The sequence below is a fragment of the Salinimicrobium oceani genome, assembly GCF_012037645.1.
Map to the genome: position 1 here is coordinate 334,720 of NZ_JAAVJR010000003.1, position 25,278 is coordinate 359,997.

Genomic DNA, 25,278 nt, shown 5'->3' on the forward strand with positions numbered 1-25,278 from the left:
TCATGAAAAGAGTCCTCCTGTATTCTATCATTATAGCCCTGGTAGCTTGTAATGAAAAACAAATGACCCACACCGAAACGGCTAAAATTGTTGTGGAGAGTTTTTACCACAACGACGATGCTAAACTGGAAAGGTACACAACCGCCGAAAGTTATGCCATTTTATCAAGCCTCCAGGACCTATTTGCTGAAAATGAAAATTCGGAAATTAACTTTGCCGTCATTGAGGATACAATTGTTGGTGACGTTGCCTGGGTTCGCTATTCCACTTCGTTCGAGGAAAAACCGAGTATATTCAAGTTGGTTAAAGAAGATAGGCAGTGGAAGGTAACAGAGCAGAAGCCAGGGGAGGAAGGACCATTTTAATTTAACATTTTGCTATCCGATTTTCGATTGCTGTGATTTTAAATTACATTAGTGGACCTAAATGATAAAAACCCTCCACCACTTTATGGAATTAGAAATCCGACAAATTGCCATACATTATTTAGAAAAAGAAGCTAAAAAAACGATGGCTGATATTGATTACTCCGACCAGCCGTTGGAAAAAAATGAATTTGCTTTAAATCTTATTGAACAAGTCCATAAGGCAGTAAATATCAGTCCAAGCTTAAAAAATGCATCCTTTAAGGAAGATGAAGAAAATAAATTTACCCTTACACTAAAGGATTATATAGAAAATCCAAAAGATGAAAATTTTTCCTCATTTACACATTCTTTAGACATATTGAGAGAAAAGGTTGCCAAAGAACCTTTTGCGGTAGGGGGATATTACCTCTTCGCGGATTATACTATTCAAAAAGTCAGATATCTTTCAGTAATACTGCTTAGAAAAAAATCGGGGATAAACATTATTAAAAAGGAAGGGGCTTACGTTTTAGATAGTACTGAAAACATAAATATTGAGAAAATAGCGATGGGAGTTAGGCTTAACTTCAGTATCTACAATTCGCGATCAGATGATCGCAATTATTTAGCTTTAATAACCACTCAACAAGACGGGGAAGTGTCAGGTTATTTTAAAGATTGGGTACTTGCAGCAGGCTTAATTAAGAATTCTGTAAATACTGAAAACATGATTAAGCTAGTTAAAACAATTCCTTTACCAGTGGACGAAGAGGGCAAAGAACTTTTTAGTCGCGGAGAGTTCAATAAAGCTATATTTGAACAGGTAAACAATAGAAAAGATAAGCGCGTTAATTTATTTGAACTAGGGGCTACTTTCTATGGCGAAGAAAACAGAAATTCTCTTCGAGATTTTGCCGATTCTAATGGGATAACTATAGATTCTGAATTTAAAAGAGACGCACCGAAATGGAAATCGTTGATTTCCATAAAGGCATCAGTTCCAGGAATTAATATAAATGTTGACTTTGATCAATTTGGGCAACATGGAGTGCAAATCAAAAATGGTAAGGTGATTATAAATTCCGAAGAACTGGCTAACTCTATGCAGGAGCAATATGATCAATACTAAGACCGGAAATAAAAATATTGATACATTTTTAGAATGTTATAATAAGAACCTTAAATCTGGTTCACCTAGATATGATGGTAGTAGATTAATACTAAATATTCAGTCCGATTTTCAGGAAGCAAAATCAAACATTGAAAATATTTTTTATGAGGTGAACACGCTGGTGGCAGGTTCAATTGAAATTAAGTTATCTTCTTGTAAAATTACCAATGTCAGCTTTTTTTTTGGCACGAATGATTTTTTTCAAAAATATGACCGGATAAAAAAGAACTTCATTCTTCAAAATATAATTATATTAAATAGTAGCGGACATCATTTCCTGAAGAAAGACTATGACACCTATAACGAAGGCAATGCCGTCATTTACAATATTCATGAGTATCATCAGATTTTAGACTACTTCTTACGTACCCCAGAATTTACTCCATATAAGAGCGATACAGATAATCAATTTACACTGATAAGTAAAACCCACGGCGTATTTAATGTAGGATACAAATTGCCTGATATTACTTTCTTTCAGAACGTGAATCTAAACGGCTTATTCAGCCGATTCCAAGAACAATTTGAAAAGAAAGAATTTATACAATTTTTTAAGGAGATTGTAATATCAGGAGTACATAATACTCCTGAAGAAAATCGATATAATGAAATAATCAGAGAACATAATAGTCTTCTGAATCTCGCTAAAAGAGATTATGAAACCTACGTCTCAAATTTTGCTTTTGATAAAATCAAATCAGAATTTAAAGAAGAGAGAGGGAAATATTTTGAAACTATTGATCGAAATATAGATTCGATTGGTAAGCAAGTAATATCATTCCCTCTTACATTTGGGGCGACCGTATTCGCAAGTTATAAGGTAAAGGATCAACCTGAATTTCTAATTCTCATACTTGCGGCATATTTACTTTATACAATCATAGCTTTTCTAATCCTAAGAATGACTGCTTATAATGTAAAATGCCTTCGTAAAGACGTTAACGACGAAGAACTAACGATTCAAAAATCTTATGGAGTAATTTATGAGGGATTCAAATCAGATTTTAAAAAAATAAAGCACAAAATATTAAACCTTCGGTTTATCATTGGTGTGTTATATTTTGTATTAATAATGTTATTACTCCTTTTTACAATTTTCACTTTTTATTATATCGATATAGATAATTTATCCTATTTAATGGAATGAGATCGGTCAATTTAAGCACAGTCAACTACTATTTAAAGACTCGTTTACACCGCTCTATTTTTCTTAAAATTTTCCGCTTGTTCAAAGATTTCCTCATAAATCTCATCTCGTTCCACCGGTGAATAACCATGTTGATCAAGCAATAAAATAAGACCAAATTTAAGAAGAAACCTTTAGGAAAGTCTTCATTCACCAAAAATAGACTTGGCTTCAGAATAAATCCTCTCAAAATTAGCTTTCAAATCAGCCTTGGAAAATTGCTTTTCCTCTTCTGGAACCTCTCTTTGAATTTTTGGCAATTTAAACTGTACCTTTTTATCCTCCCCATCCGCATAAGTTATAAATTCCCCCTGCTTTAAGCGAAAAAAGGCATCTGCCCTTATTTTCGGAATTTCACGTTCCCCGGTAGTAATGCGCGTATCAAAATCAAGACTATACCCACGGTTGATGCTGGTAGTTTCTTTTTTAACTATTTCAAAGAAGCGTTCGTAGTATTTAGCAGTGTCGGGATCATTGACCTTTCCGAAGAATTGATAGGAAAGGTTGCTTAAAATAGCTTTACTCGCTTTATCTCCATACATCATGTCGTTCTGAATCTTGTCTTGCATTACGTAAACTGTGGCAATATCATAACTTCTTAATGTCGCTGGAATGCGGTGCATATTCAATAACCGAATGGTTGGTGCTTCTTCCATTAAAAGGAAGGAAGAATTTGAATTTCGCACACTCATTTGCTTTATAATCGTGTGGATTGTAGTGGCAATCACAGGTGAATAAGAGGTCTCGAATTTAGGATTGTTCACTACTGAAATCACAGCAGGATTTTCCGGATTATTAATATTTAATGGCACTTCATCTGCAGAAAGGGCCATAAAAATATTTTGTGTGCTTATGCGTTTCAGAGCATTGGCCAAGGTACTTTTCACTCCTGCGGTCTGTCTTTCGGAACCTTTGCCGCTAATGAAAGCATCTGCCATTGCCCTGGAGGTGGTATTGGTCTCTAAGAATTTTATTAGACTATCGGTATCCAAAAATTGGTAAATGGCGATTAGATGGGGTAAGGTGCAGAATTCCGGATAGGATGTTTTCAGTTTCCAAATCAATCCACCAATCAATCCTTCTGCTGCATCATTAAAAAATTTAGAGGTTCCTGTAGTTCCCGATTCCCGCTGTTCCAGAAGATTTTCAATAAGTACTCTCGAAATCTCATTCACACTCTCTTCGTTTTCAAGATACCGGGGTGCAATGGGATTGACCCTATGAATAATTTTGTCAAAGGAGATAATATGAAAAGGAATATCCGGATTTTTAAATAGCGGGTAGGCTATTTCGGTAAGTTCAAAATCTTTGTAGTCGTGAATAACCCCACAGAAGTTATGTTCCTGGAAATGTTTTAAAAATCCGTAAACGACGCTTTCGGTTTTTCCGCTTCCGGCAGACCCAATAATGGATGCACCGCGTCTGATGTTTTCAATTTTAAAACTTTTCTTGTCTGTTTTAAAAGTTACCCGATATTTTTCAGAGGTATTTTGCTTTAAATCCGGTTTATGCAGAAAAACGTAAAATACCGTATTGACCAACAATAAAGGACAGCCTAAATAAAGTAATGCTTTTATCGCATTATGAGGATAAAACGTAAAGGCTAGTATTCCAAAGAGCAGCATGATGTTTATCAAAAAGGCATATTTTGATAACCGATACAGTGCGTAAAATACTGAAATTGTCAAAACGATCATTAAAAGTATGTGTAGTGGATTAGCTAGTTGCATTAGACTTTTCCCTTTAGATACCTATTGAACTTGATTTTATAGCGATGTCCACACCACGTCTTAAGCGATTAAATACTTTCATTGCCAGTTGTGCCTGTGTAACCGGAATACTTGGTAACATTGGAACATCACTTTCTTTCATTATTCTAAAGGCAATCGCTCTTTCACTGGTCGGCAATTTCATAAGCGAAGCAAAATAGATTTTAGGGTTTCTGATAAAATCCTTGCGAGCCTGATAGGTTTCGGCAAAGTTTCTTTGGTAGCCAAAAGTTCTGTCAAAGGTCTTTTCTGCCCGGTCAAAAAACTTATCCCGGTCGAAGCCCCGTTTTATGTTCTTACCGTGCATCTCGACTTCCGAGGCCTTATGTTTGCTCCCGGGTGAAAGGCTAAAGGTATTGGATACGTCTTTTCTGCTTACGATGATATGGATATGGCTTTGATTTCCTGCCTTTGGCATCCCCTGGACAATTCGCTTCCCGTCTTGTTGCTGCGGAGCCTCCTTTTCCAATCGGTCAATTTTATTCTGCAATAGTTTAATATTGCCTTCAGCTCGCCCCTCTTTAACGTTTCTGATTTCAGTTTTGAGCTGCAATATTTTGGTAGCAAAGGGTTGGTTTTCCCTAATCTGCCAATCCGTTCCCTTAAACGTTCGTTGGTGTTCTATTTTGGCGTAATATTTAATATCATCGATGCCAATCGGTCTTCCGTTGATTTCCCGATTGAAGGATGCCACATAGTCCTTCATTAGTTCACGGGTGTACGTTTTTAAATCTTCGCTATTGTTCTGTAACCGGTTTAACTCGTATTTGGAAGGGCTCACCGTGATCGAATAGAATTTTGGTTCCGTCTTTTTGAGTTTGGCACCATTTCCATCAATTTCCTTTACAACTTCATCCGCTGATATTTCATCATCATATTGATTGAAAAAATGTTCCATACCTGCCTGTTCCAAACCCTTATTTTCCTTCTCCAGGTAGCCCACAAAATCCGCCGAACTTTGTGAGTAATTCTTCCCTAATTTTTGGGGTGTGATGGTAATGTACATAGCTCAAAAATTAGAGTTCGTTGCTCCCATTTAGCTTTTCTCGAAAGCTTGCCCTGCCGGCAGGCGGGCATACTTCATTCTTTTCTTCAATGATTTTCTTTTCTAAAATTAAGGGCTTCGTTTTAGGTTCTTCAGTTTGAAATAGAGATTCCAGCATTGCCACAGTGGGTTTGGTCTGGCACTTTTCCATATCCCTAATAATGGCAATCACCGCATTAATTCGCTTCTTGATTGAAGCTTCGATTGTCCTTCCCGTTGGTCCTAGTTTTTCCTTTGGGGAAATTTCGTTGTAGAAGAAAAAGTCAAGAATTGTATCTAATGCTTCAGTGTGTGATTTGAAGTGTGTTTTTGAAAATTCCTGAAAACGTTTTGCTGTTTCCTTTTTGAACCTGATGCCGATAAATGAGTCCATAATTCGCCGATTTGTCGCAAATCCTTCCCTAAAAATGGGCATTCACAGGGCATTTGTCGCAAATTGTAGAAGGTCGGAAATTTATATTTTTTACAATACGCTTAATATCAGCGTTTTAAAAACAAAAAGGAGTGCTTAACATCGCATCGCGTGTTACCCTCTTGCTACTCCTTTTCGTTCGCCACAGGCGAACAAAAATTCCGTACAATTTGGTCAAAAAGTCCATTGCCAGTTCCAAGGAAAGAATTTCCTGTTATGTAATTTTTCGATGGGTAAGGTTATCGGCGAAAGTCAAAAAATGGATAACCCTATATAAAATTAAATGCTGAATTTCAGCGAAATAAATATAGTAATTTTTCTTTACTAGAAAATAATTGAACGAAAAAACACCTCCAAAAATTAGAGGTGCTTTACTACAAATTTCATAAAATCAGATGTGGAATATGACAGGATTAAAGTATAAATTTTGAAATACTTCCGTTCCAATTCACACAGGACAGGCTTCTTCTACCATCGTCTCAAAGCAGGTATAATTTTATTTTGCATATTTGCGGATATCATCCCCAAATTTTCGCACCACATCCTTTATGAAATTCTCCGAAAGTTGGTCTTCGGGCTTCTTCGTTCAGGTTTGAAAGATTAGTATAGATCTCAAGCTTTGCATTTAAAGCATTCCTTCATCTGCAAAACTGAAATAATTTCCATCAGGTGTCAGGATCAGATGGTCCAATACCTTTATATCAAATAATTCCCCTGCCTTTTTAATTTTTTGGGTCAGGCGTTTATCCGGTTCACTCGGTCTCAAGGTTCCGCTAGGATGGTTGTGAGCAAGGATTACAGCCGTGGTAAGGCTTTTGAGTACTACGGCAAATATTATCCTTAAGTCTACCAAGGTGCCGGTAATGCCTCCTGTGGATACTTCATAAATACCTTTTACTTTATTGGCGTTGTTCAGCAACATTATTTTAAAGGTTTCGTGCAGTTCGATATTGTTTTTGTTCCATTGTCCGTAAAGGAGTTCGGCTGCATTTTGAGAGGAAGTTATTTTTGGAAGCTGATTTGTTTTAAGGTTTCCACTGTAACTTATCGCTATTTCGTTAACTTTGATTTCCATTATGATCTGATTTTGAAGGTGAATAATGAAAGAGGGCGCAACTTTTGAGAGGAACGCCCTCTTTGTTTTTAATCTACTCGGCTGAAGTATTGCCGTTCTTTATGCCTAACAAGAGGATCTCATTGGCTTCCACCTCGGTAACATAGCGTTTAATGCCGTCATTATCTTCGTAACTACGGGATTTCAATTTTCCGCTCACTCCAATTTCCTTACCCTTTCCTGCATATTTCTCAATGATTTCTGCAGTTTTTCCCCAGGCGACTACGGTATGCCATTCCGTATTTTGCACTTTTTCGCCTTTGTCGTTTTTGTAATACTCATTTGTGGCAAGTGAAAAACGGGCTACTTTCTTTCCGCTTTCAAGGTTTGTAATGGTTGGTTCCTGACCAACATTTCCAATTAGCTGTACATGATTTTTAATAGTACTCATAATAAAAGAATTAAAGATTAACTAATACACTACCTGAACCCTTCAGGACGTTTTCGTTTATTTTTTTTTGAAGCGATTTACTTATTGTATCCTGAGCGTTTTCCTTTTTTTTGTTTTTTTGACCCCGCTTCCTTTTTGATGTTTTTGTAAGATTTCATAATGTTCATTTTGGATTTACTTCCCGTAGTGCCGTCGCTGTTACCTTTTTTTGTTGCTGATACATTTTCAATATTTGGAATTGATAAGGACTTATAAAAAGGAGGTACGACTGGCTTATGCAGTCCGTTCAACTTCCAAATGTTGGTATTTTGCTTACCAAAAAAGGGAAGGGGCAGTGACGGCGCGGAAGTGGGTCTAAAGTCCCTATTGAAATACAAAAACATTGGAAGCGGGGCCAAATGCAGGGATGGATATACGATTCAGCGGACTCCATTTCCGATTTTGGAGTGAGAATGAAGCATCCCGTTCCGGCACAGCGGAATGGGTTAGCGTAGTGGAAAGGAAAAATCGGGTATGGTGTCCAAGACCTTTTTAGGGAAGCTCTTTGTCCGGAATGCAGCTTTTCGCGAAATAGAGCGCAATGTGCTGACCGGCTTATAAAAACGGCTTACCCTCCTGAAGTAGGATTTAAATCGGACTTGACTTCAAAGATGTAGATTTGAATGAAGTTAGCCGCTTTCCGCAATTTTCACAGAAAGAATTAATTTCAGAATCAAACCCTTAATCCCTTAAAAATAAAAAAACCCGAAATGTTACCTTCGGGATTCTATTCATTTTTGTGTTACAGGAAATGAGAATAGTAGTCTAGCAATTTTTAGTTATAAGGATTTAACTTCAGATAAAAAGCCAAATTGCTCTATTATCCAAAATTAGTATATATTAATAAATGAAACAGGGCTCTGCATGTTACCCTACTGCCATTCTCCCCTTATTTTAGAATTACCTACTCTTACTACTTGTTGCATTTAAAAAGACATTCATCTACCACATTTGGTAAAGTGATTTTTAACCTGGGTTCTGCTTCCATAGCCCTTTTTATAGCGAATATGGCACCTTCATTTCTGGCCCAGGACCTTCTGGCAATACCATTATTTACATCCCAGAACAACATAGCGTTAAGGCGTCTTTCGGACTCCGAATTACCCTCAAGCACCATACCGAAGCCGCCATTAATCACTTCTCCCCAGCCAACTCCGCCGCCATTATGTATGCTGACCCAGGTCGCACCTCTAAAGCTGTCTCCAATCACATTCTGTATGGCCATATCGGCCGTGTAGCGGGATCCATCGTAAATATTGGAGGTTTCCCGGTAAGGAGAATCTGTTCCCGAAACATCATGGTGATCCCTTCCCAAAATTACAGGTCCAATTTCCCCTTTTTCGATAGCCTTATTAAAAGCACGTGCTATCTCAATGCGTCCTTCTGCATCGGCATAAAGAATTCTGGCCTGGGAGCCTACTACCAGCCAATTGGCGCGCGCACCTTCTATCCATTTGATATTATCCTGCATTTGCTGCTGAATCTCCTCGGGCGCTTCGTTCTTTAATTTCTGAAGCACTTCCCGCGCAATTTCATCTGTTCGTTCTAGATCTTCTTCTTTTCCCGAAGCACAAACCCAGCGGAAAGGTCCGAAGCCATAGTCAAAACACATGGGCCCCATTATATCCTGTACGTAACTCGGGTAGGCAAAATCTTTATCGTCGCCGCCTGAAGTCCCACTAGTGAAATTTCCATCCTCATCTTTATATATCTTGGCTCCGGCTCGAGAGGCTTCCAGTAAAAAGGCGTTTCCGTAATCAAAGAAGTACGTGCCTTTCTTAGTGTGGCGGTTGATGGCTTCAGTTTGCCTGCGGAGACTCTCCCGTACTTTTTCTTTAAAGCCTTCGGGATCCTTGCTCATCATTTCATTGGATTTTTCAAAGGTCAATCCTGCAGGGTAATAACCGCCGGCCCAGGGATTATGCAGGGAAGTTTGATCACTTCCCAGATCAACGTGAACATTTTCTTCGTCGAACTTCTCCCATACATCTACTACGTTGCCGAGGTAGGCGAAGGAGATGGTTTTGCCTTCAGCTTTTGCGGCAGTAACTTTATTCACCAGTACGTCAAGGTCCTCAACAACTTCATCCACCCATCCCTGAGAATGACGAGTATGAACTGCTTTTGGATTTACCTCGGCACAAACAGTGATGCAGCCGGCAATGTTTCCGGCTTTGGGCTGAGCGCCGCTCATGCCTCCCAATCCCGAGGTAACAAATAGAGAACCCTCTCCTAAATTGTCATTTTTGATACCTCTGGTTTCGGCGATCTTTCTCAAGGCGTTGAGCACCGTGATCGTTGTGCCATGGACAATTCCCTGCGGACCAATGTACATATAGCTGCCGGCAGTCATCTGGCCGTATTGGGTCACTCCCAGTGCATTGAATTTCTCCCAGTCATCCTGCTTAGAATAATTCGGGATCATCATTCCGTTAGTCACAACTACTCGGGGCGCATCTTTATGAGAAGGAAAAAGCCCCAGCGGGTGGCCGGAGTTCATGACAAGCGTCTGTTCTTCGGTCATTTCCGCCAGGTATTTCATCACGAGCCTGTACTGCGCCCAGTTCTGAAAAACTGCTCCGTTACCACCGTAAGTAATTAACTCATGCGGATGCTGGGCCACTTTAGGATCGAGGTTGTTTTGGATCATCAGCATAATAGCCTTTGCCTGCTCGCACTTTCCCGGATATTCAGAAATGGACCGCGCATACATCGCATAATCGGGACGCAGGCGGTACATATAGATCCTACCATAGGTCTCCAGCTCATGGCGAAATTCCGATATCAGTTCTTCGTGATGTTGTTTCTCAAAATACCTGAGTGCATTGCGCAGGGCGAGCTTCTTTTCTTCGGGACTTAATATATCTTTTCTTTTTGGAGCGTGATTTACTTTGGATTCATAAGGTTTTGCCGTAGGCAGCTCATTTGGAATACCTTCTAAAATTTTATCTTTGAAATTCATTTCTAAAGTGGTTAGTAATTGTTGTGGTTGATTTTTTCTTCCATCTTACCTATTGCTATCTCAGTTAGGAATTGCCGGGCAGCAGCAATATGCTTGTACATTATCTCATCTTTTTCCAGGATGGGGACCTGAGATCGAAAGCCTTCTAAAAAGGTTTCCAGTACTGGAGACGTTTTTTCCGGTTCTCTAAAATGAAGTGCCTGGGAAGCATTAAATAATTCAATCGCCAGAATATTCAGAACATTTCCAGTAATCTTTAAGAGTTTTGTCGCTGCATTGGCTCCCATACTGACGTGGTCTTCCTGCCCATTAGACGAAACAATTGAATCTATACTGGCAGGGGTAGCGTATTGCTTGTTCTGGCTTACCAGACTGGCGGCAGAATACTGTGTGATCATGAAACCACTGTTAAGACCGGGATCTTTCACTAAAAAAGCAGGAAGATCCCTTGTGCCAGAGATCAACTGGTAAGTTCTTCGTTCAGAAATATTTCCTAATTCTGCCATGGCAATTGCGAGATAATCTAGTGCCAGGGCCAAAGGTTGCCCGTGAAAATTCCCTCCCGAAATAATCTTGTCTGCTTTAACAAAAATGTTAGGATTATCGGTAACTGAATTCACCTCCGTAAGAATCACCTTTTCCACAAAGGCTAAGGTGTCCTTACTGGCTCCATGGACTTGTGGAATACATCTAAAGGAATAAGGATCCTGCACATTGTTTTTCTTTTTTGAAGAAATTTCACTTCCTTTCAAAACATTCCTAATTCTTTGTGCAGTCCTAATCTGTCCGGCATGCGGCCGGATCTCATGCACCAGCGAGTCAAAAGGTGACATATTACAGTAAAAAGAATCTACTGAGGTAGCGCCAATAACATCTGCCAAAAAGCATAATCTGTGGGACTCTAATAGAGCATAAATTCCATGTGCCGCCATGAATTGAGTCCCATTGAGGAGAGCCAGCCCTTCTTTGGCCTGCAAAGTGAGTCTCTTCCAGCCCAATTGATCAAGCACCTCTAGTGCCTTTCTCCTTCTCCCTTTGTAGTAAACCTCTCCCTCGCCCAGTAAAGGCAGAGAAAGATGAGCTAAAGGTGCCAGGTCACCCGAGGCTCCGAGAGATCCCTGTTCATAAACCACGGGAAGAACATCATTATTGTACATTTCAATTAGCCGCTCCACCGTTTTAAGTCTGACTCCGGAATTACCGTAACTAAGGGATTGAATCTTTAAAAACAACATTAGTTTTACAAGTAATTTATTAATTGCTTCCCCGGTACCACAAGCGTGGGACCTGACAAGGTTTTCCTGTAATTCTTCCAGTCGTGCTGAAGAGATAGGAACATTACACAAAGAACCGAAGCCAGTATTAATACCATAAATCGGCTCTTCATTATTTTTTAGGTGGTTTTCCAGGTATTCCCGGGATACAGTTATAAGACTTCTAGAACTTTCACTTAATCTAAGTTTTTTTTCTTTCTGAACGATTTCCCTAATCTGTTCCAGATCTAGAGAATCAGGCGATATAAAATGAATACACATTGCTTTATTTTTTCGAACGTCTCTTAAAAGGAAAGGAACAAACAAATTGTTTCCTGACTTACAATCCAGCTAATAAAAAAGGCTGTCTTTTGACAGCCTTTTTGGCTAATTCAATTCTATCCTTGAAAGAGTAGTAATGGATCCGCCAGGGGGATCCAGGTTAATAATAATTAAACACGAGCTTTCTTTTTCTTTTTCTTCTTAGGATTAATAATTTTCCTAATAGTGGGGGAAGATATGTACCAAAGCACAAATCCGCTCAATACGGTGATTAATCCCAGTAAAGAGAAGGCTCTCAGAACAAAGTTATTGAAGTCATCCCTGCCATCATAATCCATGGTGTGGGTCATCCAGAGGAAATCGAACCACCGCCAGTCCCTGTGTCTCAATGTCCTAAAAGTTCCATCAGCAATGGATACATATGCTCGAATATTTTCGGGAGTGTTATAAGAAATCACATATGCGGGCAGAGGGCCACTGCGATATTCATGGTGATCACCGGTTTCAGTTATCCTCTCCACATTTTCTACTTCCAAACCATCTATCATATTCTGGTCTGCTATAGATAGAGCTTCAGCTTCTGTTAAACCCATTTTCATTTCACCGGTACGGGCATTATGTAACATACTGTGATTGATCCAGTAGTAGGGATCTCCGGCGATCTCCTTCAGTTCGACAGAATGCACCTTCATTCCTGACGATTCCGATGGACTTAAAAGCCCTTCAAAACTCGAGTGATTCATTTCAGTCTTTCGATATTGATCTCCATGGATCTCGTCTATATCAGTCCAACTGAAGTATAATCCGCTCACGGTCCACATAATGAATTGTAGTCCTAGAAATATTCCCAAGTACCTATGGGCCTGTCTAATTTTTAAGGCTGTTTGTCTTCTTACCATTATTACATTGTTAAAGGAGATTAGAGGCTTTTTCTTAAGATCTCATCTCCTGAATTGAAAATTTATTTGTTTTAATATCCTTCTGTTTGATCCATTCCCGAAGCTTGTATTTCACTCGCAGGGATAGGACAGATTGTTCTGTTATCACTCGCCGGGATATCAAGATTGGCTGCATCTACTCCTGTATTCACATGTTCATCTACCGGACGAATAATGGCTTGTCCTCTGCGAATATAGTCGTATACGCCATGACCCTCCAAGGCCAGCTCCCTTCTCCTCTCTTCGGCAATTTTTTCTTTAAGAGCTTCCCCCGTTTCGGTTACACGATGGGAAGCAAAGTTGGTTGTTCTGTTTTCAATAAGTGTATTCAAATAGTTCAAAGCTTCAGATTCACCTCCGCCGGCACCGTGCGCAGCTGCTTCTGCTGCAATTAAATACATTTCGGACAACCTGAGAACAGGAATATTGTGAGCACTCAGCCCTCCGCCTTCGCTTCTGTTAGTATATTTTACAAAAGCCTGCTGTGTACCTTCCTTATCCTCCTCGAGGAGAGCGGCGCGCGGATCATTTTCATATGCCCCCAACAAATCCACAAAGGTCTTAGTGGCAATAACATCTCCCTGCCCACCGTCTTTCACGTCAAACTGGGCTCCAAGACCATTACTCCCTAAAGAGTTCTGGCTGGTGATACTCAACTCAAATAATGATTCAGAATTATAGTCAGTGAAGACATAAGAATCTACACCCATAAGATTGGATTCTCCTCTGGCTGCAATTACTTGCTCAGCATAATTTAGAGCATTCTCCCAGTCTTGTTTGTATAAATAAACTCTGGCCAGTAAAGCTTTCACACCTGTTTTGGTAAGGTATTTAGTACTACCCTGCTCCCAGGTATTTTCCTCCAGGAGATCATGTGCCGTTTGGAGATCAAGAAGAATCTGGTCATAAGTTTCTCCCAGGGAGCTTCTTTCAACCACAACTTCTTCCGAGGAAAGTTTAAGAGGCAGGCCTTGTGAAGAAGCACCGGCCCTTATCCAGGGGTAGGCAAAAGTTCTGGCGAGGTCAAAATAGACCATTCCTCGAAGGCCTAAAGCCTCTCCAAGGATTTCCTGTTTTGCAGCAGCATTGCCTTCAGCTGCATCTATGTTGGCAATGATGAGATTGAGGTTGTTTATCGCTTTAAAAGACTGTCTCCAAAGCTCTTCACAGCTTCCACTATTGTTCGCGCTTTCTTCGTATTTATAAGCAATAGATTCGTAATCCCTTGGATTAAAAGTGGTTTTTACAAACCTGAAATCTGTTCCTTTAACAGCCGCTCTTTTATACAAAACCCTTCCCAGATATGTATTCCGGGAAACTTCATTGTAGGTACCGATTAGTAATTTATCCAGCTTTTCTACAGAATTAAGGACCAGATTTTCAGAAATAACATGGTCTGGTGTTTGGGTGAGTACATCCTCGCTACATCCCTGAAGGGATAGTATACCTAGGATCACTAATGTGTTTTTTAATATTTTCATTTTCTTGCTTTTTAGTCTAAAATTGTAATTGAAGTCCCAGCATTAAGGTTCTTGCTGTTGGTACCTGGAAGAAATTCACTCCATCGACAACTGCCTCGGGATCATATCCGTCAAGTTCTGTCAACAGCAGTAAGTTGTCCCCCTGCACATAAACAGATCCGCCTTTTATAGTATTCCACATTGCCGGGAGCCTATAACTCAGCTTCACGTTCTTTAACTTCAAGTAATCTGAATCATAGAGGTGCCTTGTGGACACATCATTGGAAAAAGTTGGATTTCCGTTGATCCTGATCGGCACAGTAGCATCTGTATTATTAGGATTCCAAGGACTTAACTGAGCCACCGTATTGGTGAACTGTGGAGCGTAACCGTCATCATCCCTTTTAAAGGCTGTTCGGTCATACACCTTTCCTCCCATTCCAAATGTGAATAAGAAATCGAGAGAAAAGTTCTTATAATTGAACTCGTTAAAGAAGCCTCCTTGTAAATCCTGCAGAGCATCCCCGAAAATACCAAAACCTGCACTCTGGGCATCTGTTGTAATTTCTCCGGTTCTTTCCCCGTTTTCCAGCACGTAATACTGGGCCATTCCTGTCTCAGGGTCTACTCCTGCATACTCTCTCAGGTAGAAAGAATAAATACTCTCTCCCTCTTTGATGATCAAAGGATCCTGCCCATATCTTGAACTATAAGTAGATACGATAGTATTTTTCAGTTTCGTGATCTCATTGTCAAGAATAGTGAGATTCGCACTGGTTCTCCAGGAGAAATTGTCATTAGTATAAGGTGTATAACCGATTTCAAATTCCCAACCCTTATTCACCATTTCTCCATAGTTCTGTAGTTGGGTCAGGAAACCTGTTGTAGAAGAAACTGGTACATTCAACAACAGATCTTCTGTCTTTTTATGAAAGTAATTCACAGAAAGATCAAATTCGCTGAAGAGGTTAAGATCTATTCCCAAATTAAAATTTTTACTTTGTTCCCAAGAAAGGTCTGGGTTTTGCAGTTGCCCGTAAGACAGACCTGATTCTCCTCCGTACCCTTTCCCGTCAGTTTCAAAAAATGCCAAAGCTGCGTAATACTGGGGAGGCAGATTCCCGTTTGTCCCGTAACTACCTCTAAACTTTAAATAATCCAAACCATCAACATCTAAAAAGCTTTCTTCAGTTACGACCCAGGCGCCAGACACTGACCAAAAAGTTCCCCATCGGGCATCTTTTCCGAATCTTGAAGATCCGTCTCTTCTAAAACTGGACGAGAGATAATATTTTTGGTTATAGTTATAAGCCACCTGTGAGAAATAGGAGAGTAAAGAGTAATTTTCTGCATAACCAGTATGCGACCATAGAGCACCAATACTACTTGCCGACAGTAATTCACTGTCGAGAACGTCATAACCATATACATTGATAGAATTCATCTCAGAAACCTGCGACTCCTGACCGAGCAGAACGTCCAACCCATGGTTCCCATACATTTTATTATAGTTTAGAATGTTCGAAATAGTGTATTGGAAAACTTCACTTTTTACACGATTAAGAACTCCATTCCAGATGCCACCCCCTGCACCAAACTCTTTATTGTCATACAGGGTTTCATCTATTGCTTGCTGGTCTATTCCAAATGTGGTCTTGAAACTTAGGGGATCTATAATTTGAAATTCTGCAGAAGCATCTCCTCTGACACGGAATTCCTTATTTTCATACTCACCCACTTTTAGAACACCTATAGGATTTGCATTTTTTTCTATCTCATTCGGGAGGTTAGCAAATCCTCCATACCCCTCTGGATCATAAATGGGGGCAGCAGGGGGCAGCACTCTCGCCATGTACAACGGGTTCAGGCCTCCCGCATAAGTTCCGTCGATGTTAGCTGCATCCCTTTCAGATTTGGCCACAGAAAGATTAACTCCTAATGTAATCCAGTCCTTTGCCTGGTTCTCAAGATTTACACGACCTGAATATCGTTTCAACCCGGTCTCTATTATTGTCCCTGACTGATCGAGATAATTTCCTGAAACAAAAAAAGAAGTGTTTTCATTTCCGCCCCTGGCCGAGAGATTATATTTTCTCATGAAGCCGGTCTGGTAGATAGCATCCATCCAATCTGCGTTGGCGTTTGTAGTTCCGTAGATATTCTGGTAATCGCTTACAGCCTGACTCTGGTATGTACTATACAAGCTATTGTCGGCATACACTCTTTTGAATTCGGCATTCTCGTTATTCTGAATATATTGGTTTATTTGCCCTTCTATCCACAGATCTTTGAACTGCTCATTGTTGATCAGCTTTTCCTCGGTAAGATTCTCACTCCAACCGGTTTCTACTCCAAGAGCAATTTCAGTCTCCCCTCTTTTACCTTTCTTGGTAGTGATGATCACCACTCCATTAGCCGCCCTTGAACCATAAAGAGAAGAAGCTGCAGCATCCTTGAGAACCGTTATACTCTTAATATCTTCCGAATTGATAGTAGACAAAGGGTTATAACCCGTACTTCCGGTCATAAAATCACCCGCCCTCAAATTTGAATCAGTATTTATCACCACCCCGTCGAGAACGTACAGAGGCTGAGTTGAACCACTTATAGATCCAATCCCCCGAATTTGCACATTAGACTGACCTCCAGGCTGGCCTGAAGTAGAAATATTTACCCCTGAAACCTTTCCCTGTAAGGCCGTTTCAAAACTGGCAGTAGCCCCTCTAGTCACAGCTTCATTGGTGACTGTTTCTGCCGCTCCTGTAAAACTTCGTTTGTTGGCTGAACCATAAGCTACCACCATAACTTCATCGAGCGATTCGGCGCTTTTCACCATTTCTACGTTAATCACATTAGACGCACCAATGGTCTTGTTAACTATTTTCTTTCCGATATAGCTAAAGTTAAGAACATCTCCCACCTGTGCCGTTATTGAATATTCCCCGTCGAAGTTAGTTTGGGTTCCATTGGTTGTATTTTTCACCATCACATTCACTCCGGGAATAGGCATGCCATTCTCGTCGCTCACAGTTCCGGTAACTGTTTTTTCCTGGGCATAAGATAACTGCCCTACTAACCCTGCACACAGGGTTAGTATCAATAAAATTTTACTTTTCATAAAGTGAGTTGTTTTAAAATTGGATAATCTGAAATAAAGTTGGGAAGATATCAGCGCATACATTTAATGTACAGCCGAATCTCCATAAGCATCAGTGAATGATGCGCCTGTAAATCAGATGGTAAATACCTGGCAAAGGACTTGTATGTCGTAAACCAGTTGTGGAGGTTGATAAGGAGGATAATTGATTACCTCCGGAGATAACTCAGGTAGAAGATCAACTATAATGAAAGACAACGGAATAATAAATGTCTGCGGTATAAAGTCGAAAGAGGTAGAAGCAAAATTTAATTCATCTTGACCCTCAATTCGATCGGTTTCGTCTGAGCAACAAGCCTCTTTATCCATTTTCATATGGCCCATCATACTATCCACTCCACAGGAGTGTGTCTCGGATTTGCATTTTTTTACAGAAGAAAAAACAGCGTGTCCTACCAAACTCTTACCGCAAAAATGCTTCTCCACAGTGAAAGACATCGTGGAAAAGAGGACCAAAATGGCCATCAGAAAAGAAAAAGTATTTAAAAAAACTTTCTTCATGAATTCCAAATATAATAAAATGTTAATAGGAATTATTTTTTTAACATGAAATTCTCCTGTTTTTCAATTAGAAAGAAAGGGAGTTTAATTAAAGTCACAAGATGTTGCATTTTTCTACACTCTTCTTATAGAATGACTAAAACAAGAGAGATCAATTTGTTCTAGTAACAGTAACTTGGTTTGCTATTGCTACATTACCAACTCCTGCAAGTTTAATATTGGGCTCTAATTTCACCATTCCTTTTTGGAGGAAGGAAAGATCTTTTATGGACTCTGTTGGGGACGGTTTAATTCTCCCTTTGGAGGGGATGGCACGACAGCTCGTGCTACAGCAATGCTGAAAGCATCTCCTTTCAGGAACATAGAATTTACCACTGTAATGGCATTACACTCATAATTTCCCATAAAGCGTGAATTTCACCTTCTCATATTAAATATTAGTTATATTCTTCACAAGATAATCTTCACCTATTCAAAAATTTATCACACTATCCAAAGCTTCATCAGCATCTCGATGAATGAAATTGGCCTGGTAATTCAAAGTAGTTTTTAGATTACTATGTCGATAGAGCTTTTGCAGCATCAAAGGATGTATTTTATCACCTGCAATATTCCCAAAGCTGTGTCTCGCAATGTGATTGGATAAATTTTTATCTATACCACATTCCTCTGCAATTCGTTTTAGATATTTATTGAGAAGTTTGGTGGCATTTTTTGTTTTTATATAAATTTCTTCAGCATCTTTAGGATGGACATTTTTTAGAAAAGGAAATACATAACCATTATAAAGTAACTTGTCCTTTCTGTAATAGCTTAATATTTTTTCGGCTTTATCAGGAATTTTTAAGCTCAACGCCTTTTCATTCTTATTCATTACATAATAAAGACGATTATCTTTAAAATCAGACCATTTCAGTTTAACCACATCAGAAATACGTATGCCTGCAAAATAGAAGGCAAAAAGCCAAACATTGTGAGTATGCCAAATTGAAGCACCTTCTTCAAATTTTAGAGCTTCTATTTTTTCAACCTCCTCTATAGTCAGACCGATTTTATTACCAGAACCAATACGAATTTTCTCTTTTTCCCCTGCAAAAGGATAATATTTTTGATCAATAATACCTTCTTTTATTGCTAGGTTAAAAAGTGTTCTAATAAAAATAAGCTGATTAGTAACAGTTCTGGTTGTTTGGTTTAAATAAGAAAGACAAAAAGTTTTATATTTATTTATAAATGCCTCATCAATTTCCTGAAATCGTAAAGTTGTACTTTTTTGGAAATAGTTCACTCCATCCATCCACATATATTCGGCCCTTTTTGCCCTACTTATACGCTCTCTACGCCGTTCTTTGATCTCTTTGATAACTGTAGATTTGTTTTTAGATTTTTTAAGATGTAAAAATTCTTCTAAATTATAGAGGATTGACAATTCGGATTTGGCTACAGAGAATGTCCCCCTTTCATATTTGTCCTTTATACGTTCAGCTGCTAATGCAAAAAAAGATTTTAAGCCTCCAGGACCTTTTAATTTTTGTTTGATTTGTTTGGGAGTAATACGATCTTTCGACTCAAAATAAATATCATTGACCTCGGTCAACTTTTTCATCAAAAAATTGTTCAATTTTCTATAATTGGGATGAGTTCTCTTAACTTTTCCAGCAGTTTTATCCCAGTCCTTTTCAAAAACATATTGTCCAAGCCAATGATAATTTGTTTTATAATTTTCACTAATCCTCAATGCAAGGGGAATTGTGCCATCCTTTCTTATCATGTTCTTCCGTAAAACAATCTTTACATTAGCCATAATGATCTGATTTAAAACTTAGTAAAGATAGTGAAATGTTTAGGCAGTTAGTACAGAATAAGTACAGAATAGTACAGAATAAGTACAGAATAATTTGATATTAATACCTTCTAATTAAGATCAGGTATTATATAAAGCACTGGGAATCAAATATTTTGCATGGTTTTAGTTGGAATTGCATAGATAAAACATCAAGTTCATAACCCGGAGGTCACGAGTTCAAATCTCGTTCTCGCTACCAGAGAAAACAGGAAAAGGTCGGATGTAAATCCGGCTTTTTTTATTTGTGATATAACATAGGTCCAAAATTTTCTTCATTTTTCAGGCATTATAAATTTCTGACCTTCAGACCAATATTAAACTACATCTTCAAAAGTGTCATTTTTTTTGCCATTTTAAGAAGGTAAAAAGTCAGGATAAACCAATTCCTGTTAGGTTGAAAGTAGAGACCAGAAGAAGGTGTAGGATTTCTTTGAACACAAACCCTTAATGATCCTTTGAAATTTCATAACAACTGCTTATTTTCTTTCTTCTAAAATTCAAATGATGCAGAAGAAAAAGTTGGGTAAAACAGAACTTCATACTCCGCCAGTTGTTTTTGGAGGTAATGTCTTTGGCTGGACATTAGGTGAAAGAGATTCTTTTCAGCTCCTGGACAAATTACTGGAAAGAGGATTTTCCTTTATAGATACCGCCGACTCTTATTCTCACTGGGCTCCTGGAAACACTGGGGGCGAAAGTGAGCTCATCCTTGGAAAATGGATGAAAAGCAGGGGAGTTAGGGACAAAATGACCATTGCAACAAAAGTGGGTTCTAACCCAGGAAAAGAAGGTCGGGATGTATCCAAAGATTACATCATTAAAGCTGCAGAAGATTCTTTACGCAGGTTAAAAACAGATCATGTTGATCTCTATTTTACCCATTGGGACAACGAGGCTACGCCTGTTGAAGAAACTCTTGCAGCATACCAGCAATTAATCAAAGATGGAAAAGTAAGATATATTGGCGCTTCAAATCTCTCTCCAAACCGACTGGAGGCCTCTTTAAAAGCTGCAAAAGAAAGTGATTTACCAGAATACCAGGTCCTGCAACCGGAATATAATCTCGTTGCACGAGAGAATTTCGGAACTAATTATAAACCGATCGCAGCATCAAACCAGCTCGCCGTACTGCCCTATTTCTCCCTCGCCAGTGGTTTTCTCACAGGGAAATATCGGAAAATAGAAGATATACAAGGAGAAAGAAAAGAGATGGTTATGAAATATTTTGATGAACGGGGATTAAAAATTTTGAAAAGCATGGATGAACTCGCCCATCGTTACCACGTCTCAAACGCAGCAATAGCCCTTGCCTGGTTAATGCACCAACCTCTGGTCACTGCGCCAATTGCCAGTGCTACAAAGGAGAGCCATTTAAAAGCTTTTGAGGAAGCTATGCATCTAGAATTCACAAAAGAAGAAATGGAACTGTTAACAGCATAGACCAAATGCTGAAGTATAGGATCGATATTCTTTTAAAAACTGCTCAGCTCCCTTCTATGGTTTGGACTTCTTGCTTTAAGCCAGTTTCTCAACCAGCTCCGACAGATTAACAGATGACTGCTCCCCAGACTTCATATGCTTCAGGGTAAATTTATTGCTCGCCATTTCCTCTGCTCCGGCCAGCACCACAAACTGGATCTCGCGTTTATTTGCGTGAGCCATTTGCTTTTTCATCTTAGCTTCTTCAGGATAAAGCTCTGCTGCAATTCCGGCTGCCCTCAATTCCTTTATAGCTTTAAGACAGTAGAGGCTTTCTCTGCTTCCGAAGTTAATGAACAGCACCTGGATATTACGTGCCACGGTTTGAGGAAAAAGATCCAACTCCTCCAGAACAAGATATATTCTGTCCAGGCCAAAAGAGATACCAACGCCACTTACGCCGCTCATTCCGAAAATACCGGTAAGGTCGTCATATCTACCGCCGCCGCCAATAGAACCCATGGCCACACCTTGTGGGGCTGCAACTTCAAATATAGCTCCAGTGTAATAGTTTAGTCCGCGGGCGAGGGTCACATCAAGATCAAGCTTTGCTGTACTTAAATGCAATTCAGTTATTGCGCTGTTGATGAATTCCAGCTCTTCAATTCCCTTCTGCCCAATTTCTGATGGCCCTAAAATGTCCTTTAAGACTACGATTTTTTCTGAAAAATCACCTTTTAACCCAAATACCTTCTGAATTTTCTCAATGGCTTCAGAAGAAATTCCTTTCTCCTTCATCTCCTTTTTGACACCTTCCTCGCCAATCTTATCCAGCTTATCAAGAGCCACAGTGAAATCGATAAGTTTATCAGATTCTCCGATCACTTCGGCAAAGCCTGAAAGGATCTTGCGGTTATTGATCTTAATAGTAACACCTTCTAGTCCCAAGGTAGAGAATACGGCATCATACAGCTGCACAAACTCCACCTCCTGCCATAAGCTGTCACTTCCCACTACATCGGCATCACATTGAAAGAACTCTCTAAAACGCCCTTTTTGAGGCCTGTCTGCGCGCCATACAGGCTGGATCTGATATCTCTTAAAAGGAAAGTCGATCTCATTTCTATGCTGTACCACATAACGCGCAAACGGAACTGTGAGATCGTAGCGCAGGGCTTTCTCGCTTATAGAAGGCGTAAGCCTTGTACTGTCCTGTTGCTTGAGGGCTGCAGCATCGGCTTTCTTTAGGAAATCTCCTGAATTCAGGATCTTGAAAATAAGCCTGTCCCCTTCCTCCCCGTATTTCCCCATAAGGGTTTCGCTGTTTTCAAAACTCGGCGTTTCAATAGGCTGAAATCCGAACTTTTCAAATTGCTCTTTGATCTGCTGAATGATATAATTCCTTTTTGCAACTTCAGCGGGAGAAAAATCCCGGGTGCCTTTGGGAATGGAAGGTTTTTGCGCCATTTTCATCTTTTTCTTTTCAGCTGCAAATATCTGAAAAAATAAAAGAATGCCCGCCCCATGATATCTCACATTTATTGTAACAACCCTGCAGTAAATGCGTCTAACTTCTAAACTTTAATTCCTGATGTTTCCACTTTTCAAAGAAAACGTGCGTATTGCATTCTTCTCCATTAAGAGCCAGATCTTAAGAACAGTATTAACAGTGATGATCATAGCGATAGGAATTACTGCGTTGGTAGGAATTCTAAGCGCAGTAGCGGCTCTCGAAAATACCATCACCAGTGACTTCGCATCTATGGGAGCCAACACATTTAATCTTCAACGCTACGATTCAAGTATTCGGGTAAACGGTGGGGAACGGGAGAAGGTCAATCCCATTATTGGTTACAGGGAAGTAAAAGCTTTTAATGACAATTATGAATTCCCTCAAACCCGGACCTCTATATCCTTTACAGGAACTTCTTCGGCCGAGATCAAGTTCGAAAATGAAAAAACAGATCCCGAGGCAAGTGTACTTGGAGTGAATGAGAACTACGTCAACAATTCGGGACTAAATGTAGCCGAAGGGCGGGACTTCAATATTTTCGACATTCAGAATAACAATAACGTCACTATCATTGGTGCCGACGTAAAGAACGGACTACTTAAGGACGTCGATCCACTTAATAAGACCATCTCTGTACGTGGAGTGAAATTCCGCATCATTGGAGTTTTGGAATCCAAAGGTTCCACCTTCGGAAACAACCAGGACCTTAGAATGCTTATCCCTGTGCAGGTGGCGCGCTCCATTTTCACAGCTCCAGATATCAATTACAATATTAGTGTACGAGTAGAGAACAAGGAACTGCTGGAAGGGGCGCAAGATGAAGCGATCATGACCTTTAGAAATATACGGGGGTTAAGACCCGTAGAAGAAAATAATTTCGGTCTTGCAAAGAGTGACGACCTCATCAATCGGATCTTCTCCATCACTCAGTACCTCAACTGGGCCGCATGGATCATCTCGATAATTACCATTTTTGGGTCTTCTATTGCATTGATGAACATCATGCTGGTATCAGTAAGTGAACGTACACGCGAAATTGGTGTAAGAAAGGCTTTGGGAGCCAAGAAAAACACCATAGCCATGCAATTCTTTATGGAAACCCTCATCATTGGACAAATGGGTGGCGTTCTTGGAATTCTCTTTGGAGTGCTAATTGGCTTTGGGGTATCTAAAGCCGCCGGATTTGATTTTACTACGCCCTGGGTTGCAGTGATCTGGGCTACTGTGATCACACTCATTGTTGCCGTACTGGCGGGAAGTTATCCTGCTGCCAAGGCAGCCAAACAAGATCCTATTGAATCCCTGAGATACGAGTAAAAAAAGTTATGAGTTAAGAGTTACGAAAACTCCTAACGCTAAACTTATAATTATTAATTCAAATTAAGGTGCTTTTCAAAAAAAGCATATAAATCGCCTTTAGTGATCACAGCTCCCTGCTGAATAAGCGCAAAAATATCTTTGTTTCGATCGTCGCTAATATTTTTGGAGGAAGTATACAGAGATACCCGGTCATCCATTAAATTCTGCTGCAACCAGTTATATCCGGGACGCGTTGTAATGTCAACCGCATCGTTCTCCACTTTGACTCCAATGAGATTAATGGTAAATTCGGTGATCTTGAACAAATAGATCTGGTTGGAAGATATGTGCTCGAGGAAACGCGCCTGGTTCAATACCCCTTCCCAAACAAGATCACTAAATACATCCAGCTCCTGCTCGGCCACTTCGGGCTTGTTTATCTTGATTTCCTCCCACTCCTCTCCGGTAATTGACTGAGATGCGAGGAAATTTATAAACTCCTGATGCAGTTCGTCAAATTGTTCTTTCGTTAATCGGGCGTATTTCATTGATTTAAAATTTAAAATTCAGCACGTAGAATTCTTAAGTTAGAAAACTGATATGAAAATCCATTTTTAAAAAGTCTTGGTTCTAGCCTCTTGGCTCTTGGCCCTTGAAATTAAAAAAGCCCACTTCGTTAGAAGCAGGCTATTTAAATATTTGTTCAGCAATTAAGACTGAGCTTCTCCTACAACTTCAAAGTTGAAGTTGGAAACTACCTCTCGGTGAAAACGAAGCGTTGCTTCATATTGTCCAAGACGTTTTATGTTTCCACCTGCAATAGTGATGTATCGCTTTTCGATCTCCACTCCTTCTTTTGCAAGTGCATCAGCAAGGTCTGCATCGGTTACAGATCCATAGATCTTATCTCCGGCACCAGCCTTTGCAGTTAGCTTAATATCTAAGCCTTGAAGTTTAGCAGCCTGAGCTTTAGCCTCTTCAATTTGCTTTTTCTCTTTATAAGAACGTTGCTTCAAAGTTTCTTCCAAAACTTTTCTAGCAGAAGGAGTTGCCAAAACAGCAGCACCTTGAGGAATAAGAAAGTTTCTGCCGTATCCCGGTTTTACGGAAACCACATCATCTTTAAATCCTAATTTCTCAACGTCTTTCTTTAATATCAATTCCATAATAGCCT

General features: G+C 39.6%; 21 protein-coding genes and 1 pseudogene. 5 read left to right on the forward strand and 17 right to left on the reverse strand.

Annotation, left to right across the window (positions count from 1 at the left end):
- The first annotated feature begins 2 nt into the window (after window positions 1-2).
- From HC175_RS07275 to HC175_RS07285, 3 genes are all read left to right on the forward strand, one after another.
- Window positions 3-365, forward strand: coding sequence for a hypothetical protein (locus tag HC175_RS07275; RefSeq protein WP_168137828.1), 363 nt, complete (start codon window positions 3-5; stop codon window positions 363-365).
- Window positions 366-450: 85 nt separating this feature from the next.
- Complete coding sequence (locus tag HC175_RS07280) at window positions 451-1,476, forward strand: nucleoid-associated protein (RefSeq protein ID WP_168137829.1); 1,026 nt, start codon at window positions 451-453, stop codon at window positions 1,474-1,476.
- Complete coding sequence (locus HC175_RS07285) at window positions 1,463-2,665, forward strand: hypothetical protein (protein WP_168137830.1); 1,203 nt, start codon at window positions 1,463-1,465, stop codon at window positions 2,663-2,665. Before HC175_RS07280 ends, HC175_RS07285 begins: the two co-directional genes overlap by 14 nt.
- A gap of 44 nt (window positions 2,666-2,709) precedes the next feature.
- Here the strand turns inward: HC175_RS07285 and HC175_RS24760 are convergent.
- The 14 genes and pseudogenes from HC175_RS24760 to HC175_RS07355 form a co-directional block, all read right to left on the reverse strand.
- Window positions 2,710-2,817, reverse strand: a pseudogene (locus HC175_RS24760) (hypothetical protein); the annotation flags it as partial.
- Window positions 2,818-2,850: 33 nt separating this feature from the next.
- Window positions 2,851-4,434 carry a type IV secretory system conjugative DNA transfer family protein gene (locus tag HC175_RS07295; protein ID WP_168137832.1) on the reverse strand — a complete coding sequence of 528 codons (1,584 nt, stop codon included), beginning with the start codon at window positions 4,432-4,434 and terminating at the stop codon, window positions 2,851-2,853.
- Window positions 4,435-4,447: 13 nt separating this feature from the next.
- Entirely contained in the window at window positions 4,448-5,479 is a 1,032-nt protein-coding gene (gene mobB / locus HC175_RS07300; protein WP_168137833.1) for a MobB family relaxase, read from the reverse strand.
- A gap of 10 nt (window positions 5,480-5,489) precedes the next feature.
- Complete coding sequence (locus tag HC175_RS07305; protein ID WP_168137834.1) at window positions 5,490-5,891, reverse strand: BfmA/BtgA family mobilization protein; 402 nt, start codon at window positions 5,889-5,891, stop codon at window positions 5,490-5,492.
- 664 nt (window positions 5,892-6,555) lie between these two features.
- The gene (locus HC175_RS07310; protein WP_168137835.1) at window positions 6,556-7,005 is read right to left on the reverse strand and encodes a JAB domain-containing protein; all 450 of its coding nucleotides are present in this window, start codon (window positions 7,003-7,005) and stop codon (window positions 6,556-6,558) included.
- Between the two features lie 73 nt (window positions 7,006-7,078).
- On the reverse strand, window positions 7,079-7,435 hold the full coding sequence (locus HC175_RS07315) for a single-stranded DNA-binding protein (protein WP_168137836.1): 357 nt from the start codon (window positions 7,433-7,435) through the stop codon (window positions 7,079-7,081).
- 952 nt (window positions 7,436-8,387) lie between these two features.
- Complete coding sequence (locus HC175_RS07320; RefSeq protein ID WP_168137837.1) at window positions 8,388-10,436, reverse strand: urocanate hydratase; 2,049 nt, start codon at window positions 10,434-10,436, stop codon at window positions 8,388-8,390.
- 11 nt (window positions 10,437-10,447) lie between these two features.
- On the reverse strand, window positions 10,448-11,971 hold the full coding sequence (hutH, locus tag HC175_RS07325) for a histidine ammonia-lyase (RefSeq protein WP_168137838.1): 1,524 nt from the start codon (window positions 11,969-11,971) through the stop codon (window positions 10,448-10,450).
- Between the two features lie 170 nt (window positions 11,972-12,141).
- Entirely contained in the window at window positions 12,142-12,870 is a 729-nt protein-coding gene (locus HC175_RS07330; protein ID WP_168025742.1) for a PepSY domain-containing protein, read from the reverse strand.
- 71 nt (window positions 12,871-12,941) lie between these two features.
- Entirely contained in the window at window positions 12,942-14,390 is a 1,449-nt protein-coding gene (locus HC175_RS07335) for a RagB/SusD family nutrient uptake outer membrane protein (RefSeq protein WP_168137839.1), read from the reverse strand.
- 16 nt (window positions 14,391-14,406) lie between these two features.
- Window positions 14,407-17,487: a SusC/RagA family TonB-linked outer membrane protein gene (locus tag HC175_RS07340; RefSeq protein ID WP_168137840.1), complete on the reverse strand. Its 3,081-nt coding sequence runs from the start codon at window positions 17,485-17,487 to the stop codon at window positions 14,407-14,409.
- 114 nt (window positions 17,488-17,601) lie between these two features.
- Window positions 17,602-18,027: an HYC_CC_PP family protein gene (locus tag HC175_RS07345; RefSeq protein WP_235942549.1), complete on the reverse strand. Its 426-nt coding sequence runs from the start codon at window positions 18,025-18,027 to the stop codon at window positions 17,602-17,604.
- Window positions 18,028-18,291: 264 nt separating this feature from the next.
- On the reverse strand, window positions 18,292-18,432 hold the full coding sequence (locus tag HC175_RS07350; protein ID WP_168137841.1) for a hypothetical protein: 141 nt from the start codon (window positions 18,430-18,432) through the stop codon (window positions 18,292-18,294).
- Between the two features lie 67 nt (window positions 18,433-18,499).
- Entirely contained in the window at window positions 18,500-19,831 is a 1,332-nt protein-coding gene (locus tag HC175_RS07355; protein WP_168137842.1) for a phage integrase SAM-like domain-containing protein, read from the reverse strand.
- Window positions 19,832-20,374: 543 nt separating this feature from the next.
- Between HC175_RS07355 and HC175_RS07360 the strand changes: the two genes are divergently transcribed.
- Entirely contained in the window at window positions 20,375-21,313 is a 939-nt protein-coding gene (locus HC175_RS07360; RefSeq protein ID WP_317172100.1) for an aldo/keto reductase, read from the forward strand.
- A gap of 75 nt (window positions 21,314-21,388) precedes the next feature.
- On the opposite strand, the gene hisS is transcribed toward HC175_RS07360, so the two are convergent.
- Window positions 21,389-22,759: a histidine--tRNA ligase gene (hisS, locus tag HC175_RS07365; RefSeq protein WP_168137843.1), complete on the reverse strand. Its 1,371-nt coding sequence runs from the start codon at window positions 22,757-22,759 to the stop codon at window positions 21,389-21,391.
- A 124-nt stretch (window positions 22,760-22,883) separates the two neighbouring features.
- On the opposite strand from hisS, the gene HC175_RS07370 reads away from it, so the two are divergent.
- Complete coding sequence (locus HC175_RS07370; RefSeq protein ID WP_168137844.1) at window positions 22,884-24,122, forward strand: ABC transporter permease; 1,239 nt, start codon at window positions 22,884-22,886, stop codon at window positions 24,120-24,122.
- A 53-nt stretch (window positions 24,123-24,175) separates the two neighbouring features.
- Here HC175_RS07370 and HC175_RS07375 read toward each other — a convergent pair whose 3' ends face one another.
- Window positions 24,176-24,652, reverse strand: coding sequence for a DUF6495 family protein (locus HC175_RS07375; protein ID WP_168137845.1), 477 nt, complete (start codon window positions 24,650-24,652; stop codon window positions 24,176-24,178).
- Between the two features lie 162 nt (window positions 24,653-24,814).
- On the reverse strand, window positions 24,815-25,270 hold the full coding sequence (gene rplI / locus HC175_RS07380) for a 50S ribosomal protein L9 (protein WP_168137846.1): 456 nt from the start codon (window positions 25,268-25,270) through the stop codon (window positions 24,815-24,817).
- Between the last annotated feature and the right edge of the window lie 8 nt (window positions 25,271-25,278).

Excerpts from the sequence above, each read along its gene's own strand:
- HC175_RS07355 (WP_168137842.1), bottom strand. The coding sequence starts at position 19,831 with ATGGCTAATGTAAAGATTGTTTTACGGAAGAACATGATAAGAAAGGAT.
- HC175_RS07345 (WP_235942549.1), bottom strand. The coding sequence starts at position 18,027 with ATGAAGAAAGTTTTTTTAAATACTTTTTCTTTTCTGATGGCCATTTTG.
- HC175_RS07285 (WP_168137830.1), top strand. The coding sequence starts at position 1,463 with ATGATCAATACTAAGACCGGAAATAAAAATATTGATACATTTTTAGAA.
- mobB (WP_168137833.1), bottom strand. The coding sequence starts at position 5,479 with ATGTACATTACCATCACACCCCAAAAATTAGGGAAGAATTACTCACAA.
- HC175_RS07375 (WP_168137845.1), bottom strand. The coding sequence starts at position 24,652 with ATGAAATACGCCCGATTAACGAAAGAACAATTTGACGAACTGCATCAG.
- HC175_RS07280 (WP_168137829.1), top strand. The coding sequence starts at position 451 with ATGGAATTAGAAATCCGACAAATTGCCATACATTATTTAGAAAAAGAA.
- HC175_RS07340 (WP_168137840.1), bottom strand. The coding sequence starts at position 17,487 with ATGAAAAGTAAAATTTTATTGATACTAACCCTGTGTGCAGGGTTAGTA.
- HC175_RS07320 (WP_168137837.1), bottom strand. The coding sequence starts at position 10,436 with ATGAATTTCAAAGATAAAATTTTAGAAGGTATTCCAAATGAGCTGCCT.
- HC175_RS07315 (WP_168137836.1), bottom strand. The coding sequence starts at position 7,435 with ATGAGTACTATTAAAAATCATGTACAGCTAATTGGAAATGTTGGTCAG.
- hutH (WP_168137838.1), bottom strand. The coding sequence starts at position 11,971 with ATGTGTATTCATTTTATATCGCCTGATTCTCTAGATCTGGAACAGATT.
- HC175_RS07310 (WP_168137835.1), bottom strand. The coding sequence starts at position 7,005 with ATGGAAATCAAAGTTAACGAAATAGCGATAAGTTACAGTGGAAACCTT.
- hisS (WP_168137843.1), bottom strand. The coding sequence starts at position 22,759 with ATGGCGCAAAAACCTTCCATTCCCAAAGGCACCCGGGATTTTTCTCCC.
- HC175_RS07335 (WP_168137839.1), bottom strand. The coding sequence starts at position 14,390 with ATGAAAATATTAAAAAACACATTAGTGATCCTAGGTATACTATCCCTT.
- HC175_RS07330 (WP_168025742.1), bottom strand. The coding sequence starts at position 12,870 with ATGGTAAGAAGACAAACAGCCTTAAAAATTAGACAGGCCCATAGGTAC.
- HC175_RS07360 (WP_317172100.1), top strand. The coding sequence starts at position 20,375 with ATGATGCAGAAGAAAAAGTTGGGTAAAACAGAACTTCATACTCCGCCA.
- HC175_RS07370 (WP_168137844.1), top strand. The coding sequence starts at position 22,884 with ATGTTTCCACTTTTCAAAGAAAACGTGCGTATTGCATTCTTCTCCATT.
- HC175_RS07275 (WP_168137828.1), top strand. The coding sequence starts at position 3 with ATGAAAAGAGTCCTCCTGTATTCTATCATTATAGCCCTGGTAGCTTGT.
- HC175_RS07350 (WP_168137841.1), bottom strand. The coding sequence starts at position 18,432 with ATGGGAAATTATGAGTGTAATGCCATTACAGTGGTAAATTCTATGTTC.
- HC175_RS07305 (WP_168137834.1), bottom strand. The coding sequence starts at position 5,891 with ATGGACTCATTTATCGGCATCAGGTTCAAAAAGGAAACAGCAAAACGT.
- HC175_RS07295 (WP_168137832.1), bottom strand. The coding sequence starts at position 4,434 with ATGCAACTAGCTAATCCACTACACATACTTTTAATGATCGTTTTGACA.
- rplI (WP_168137846.1), bottom strand. The coding sequence starts at position 25,270 with ATGGAATTGATATTAAAGAAAGACGTTGAGAAATTAGGATTTAAAGAT.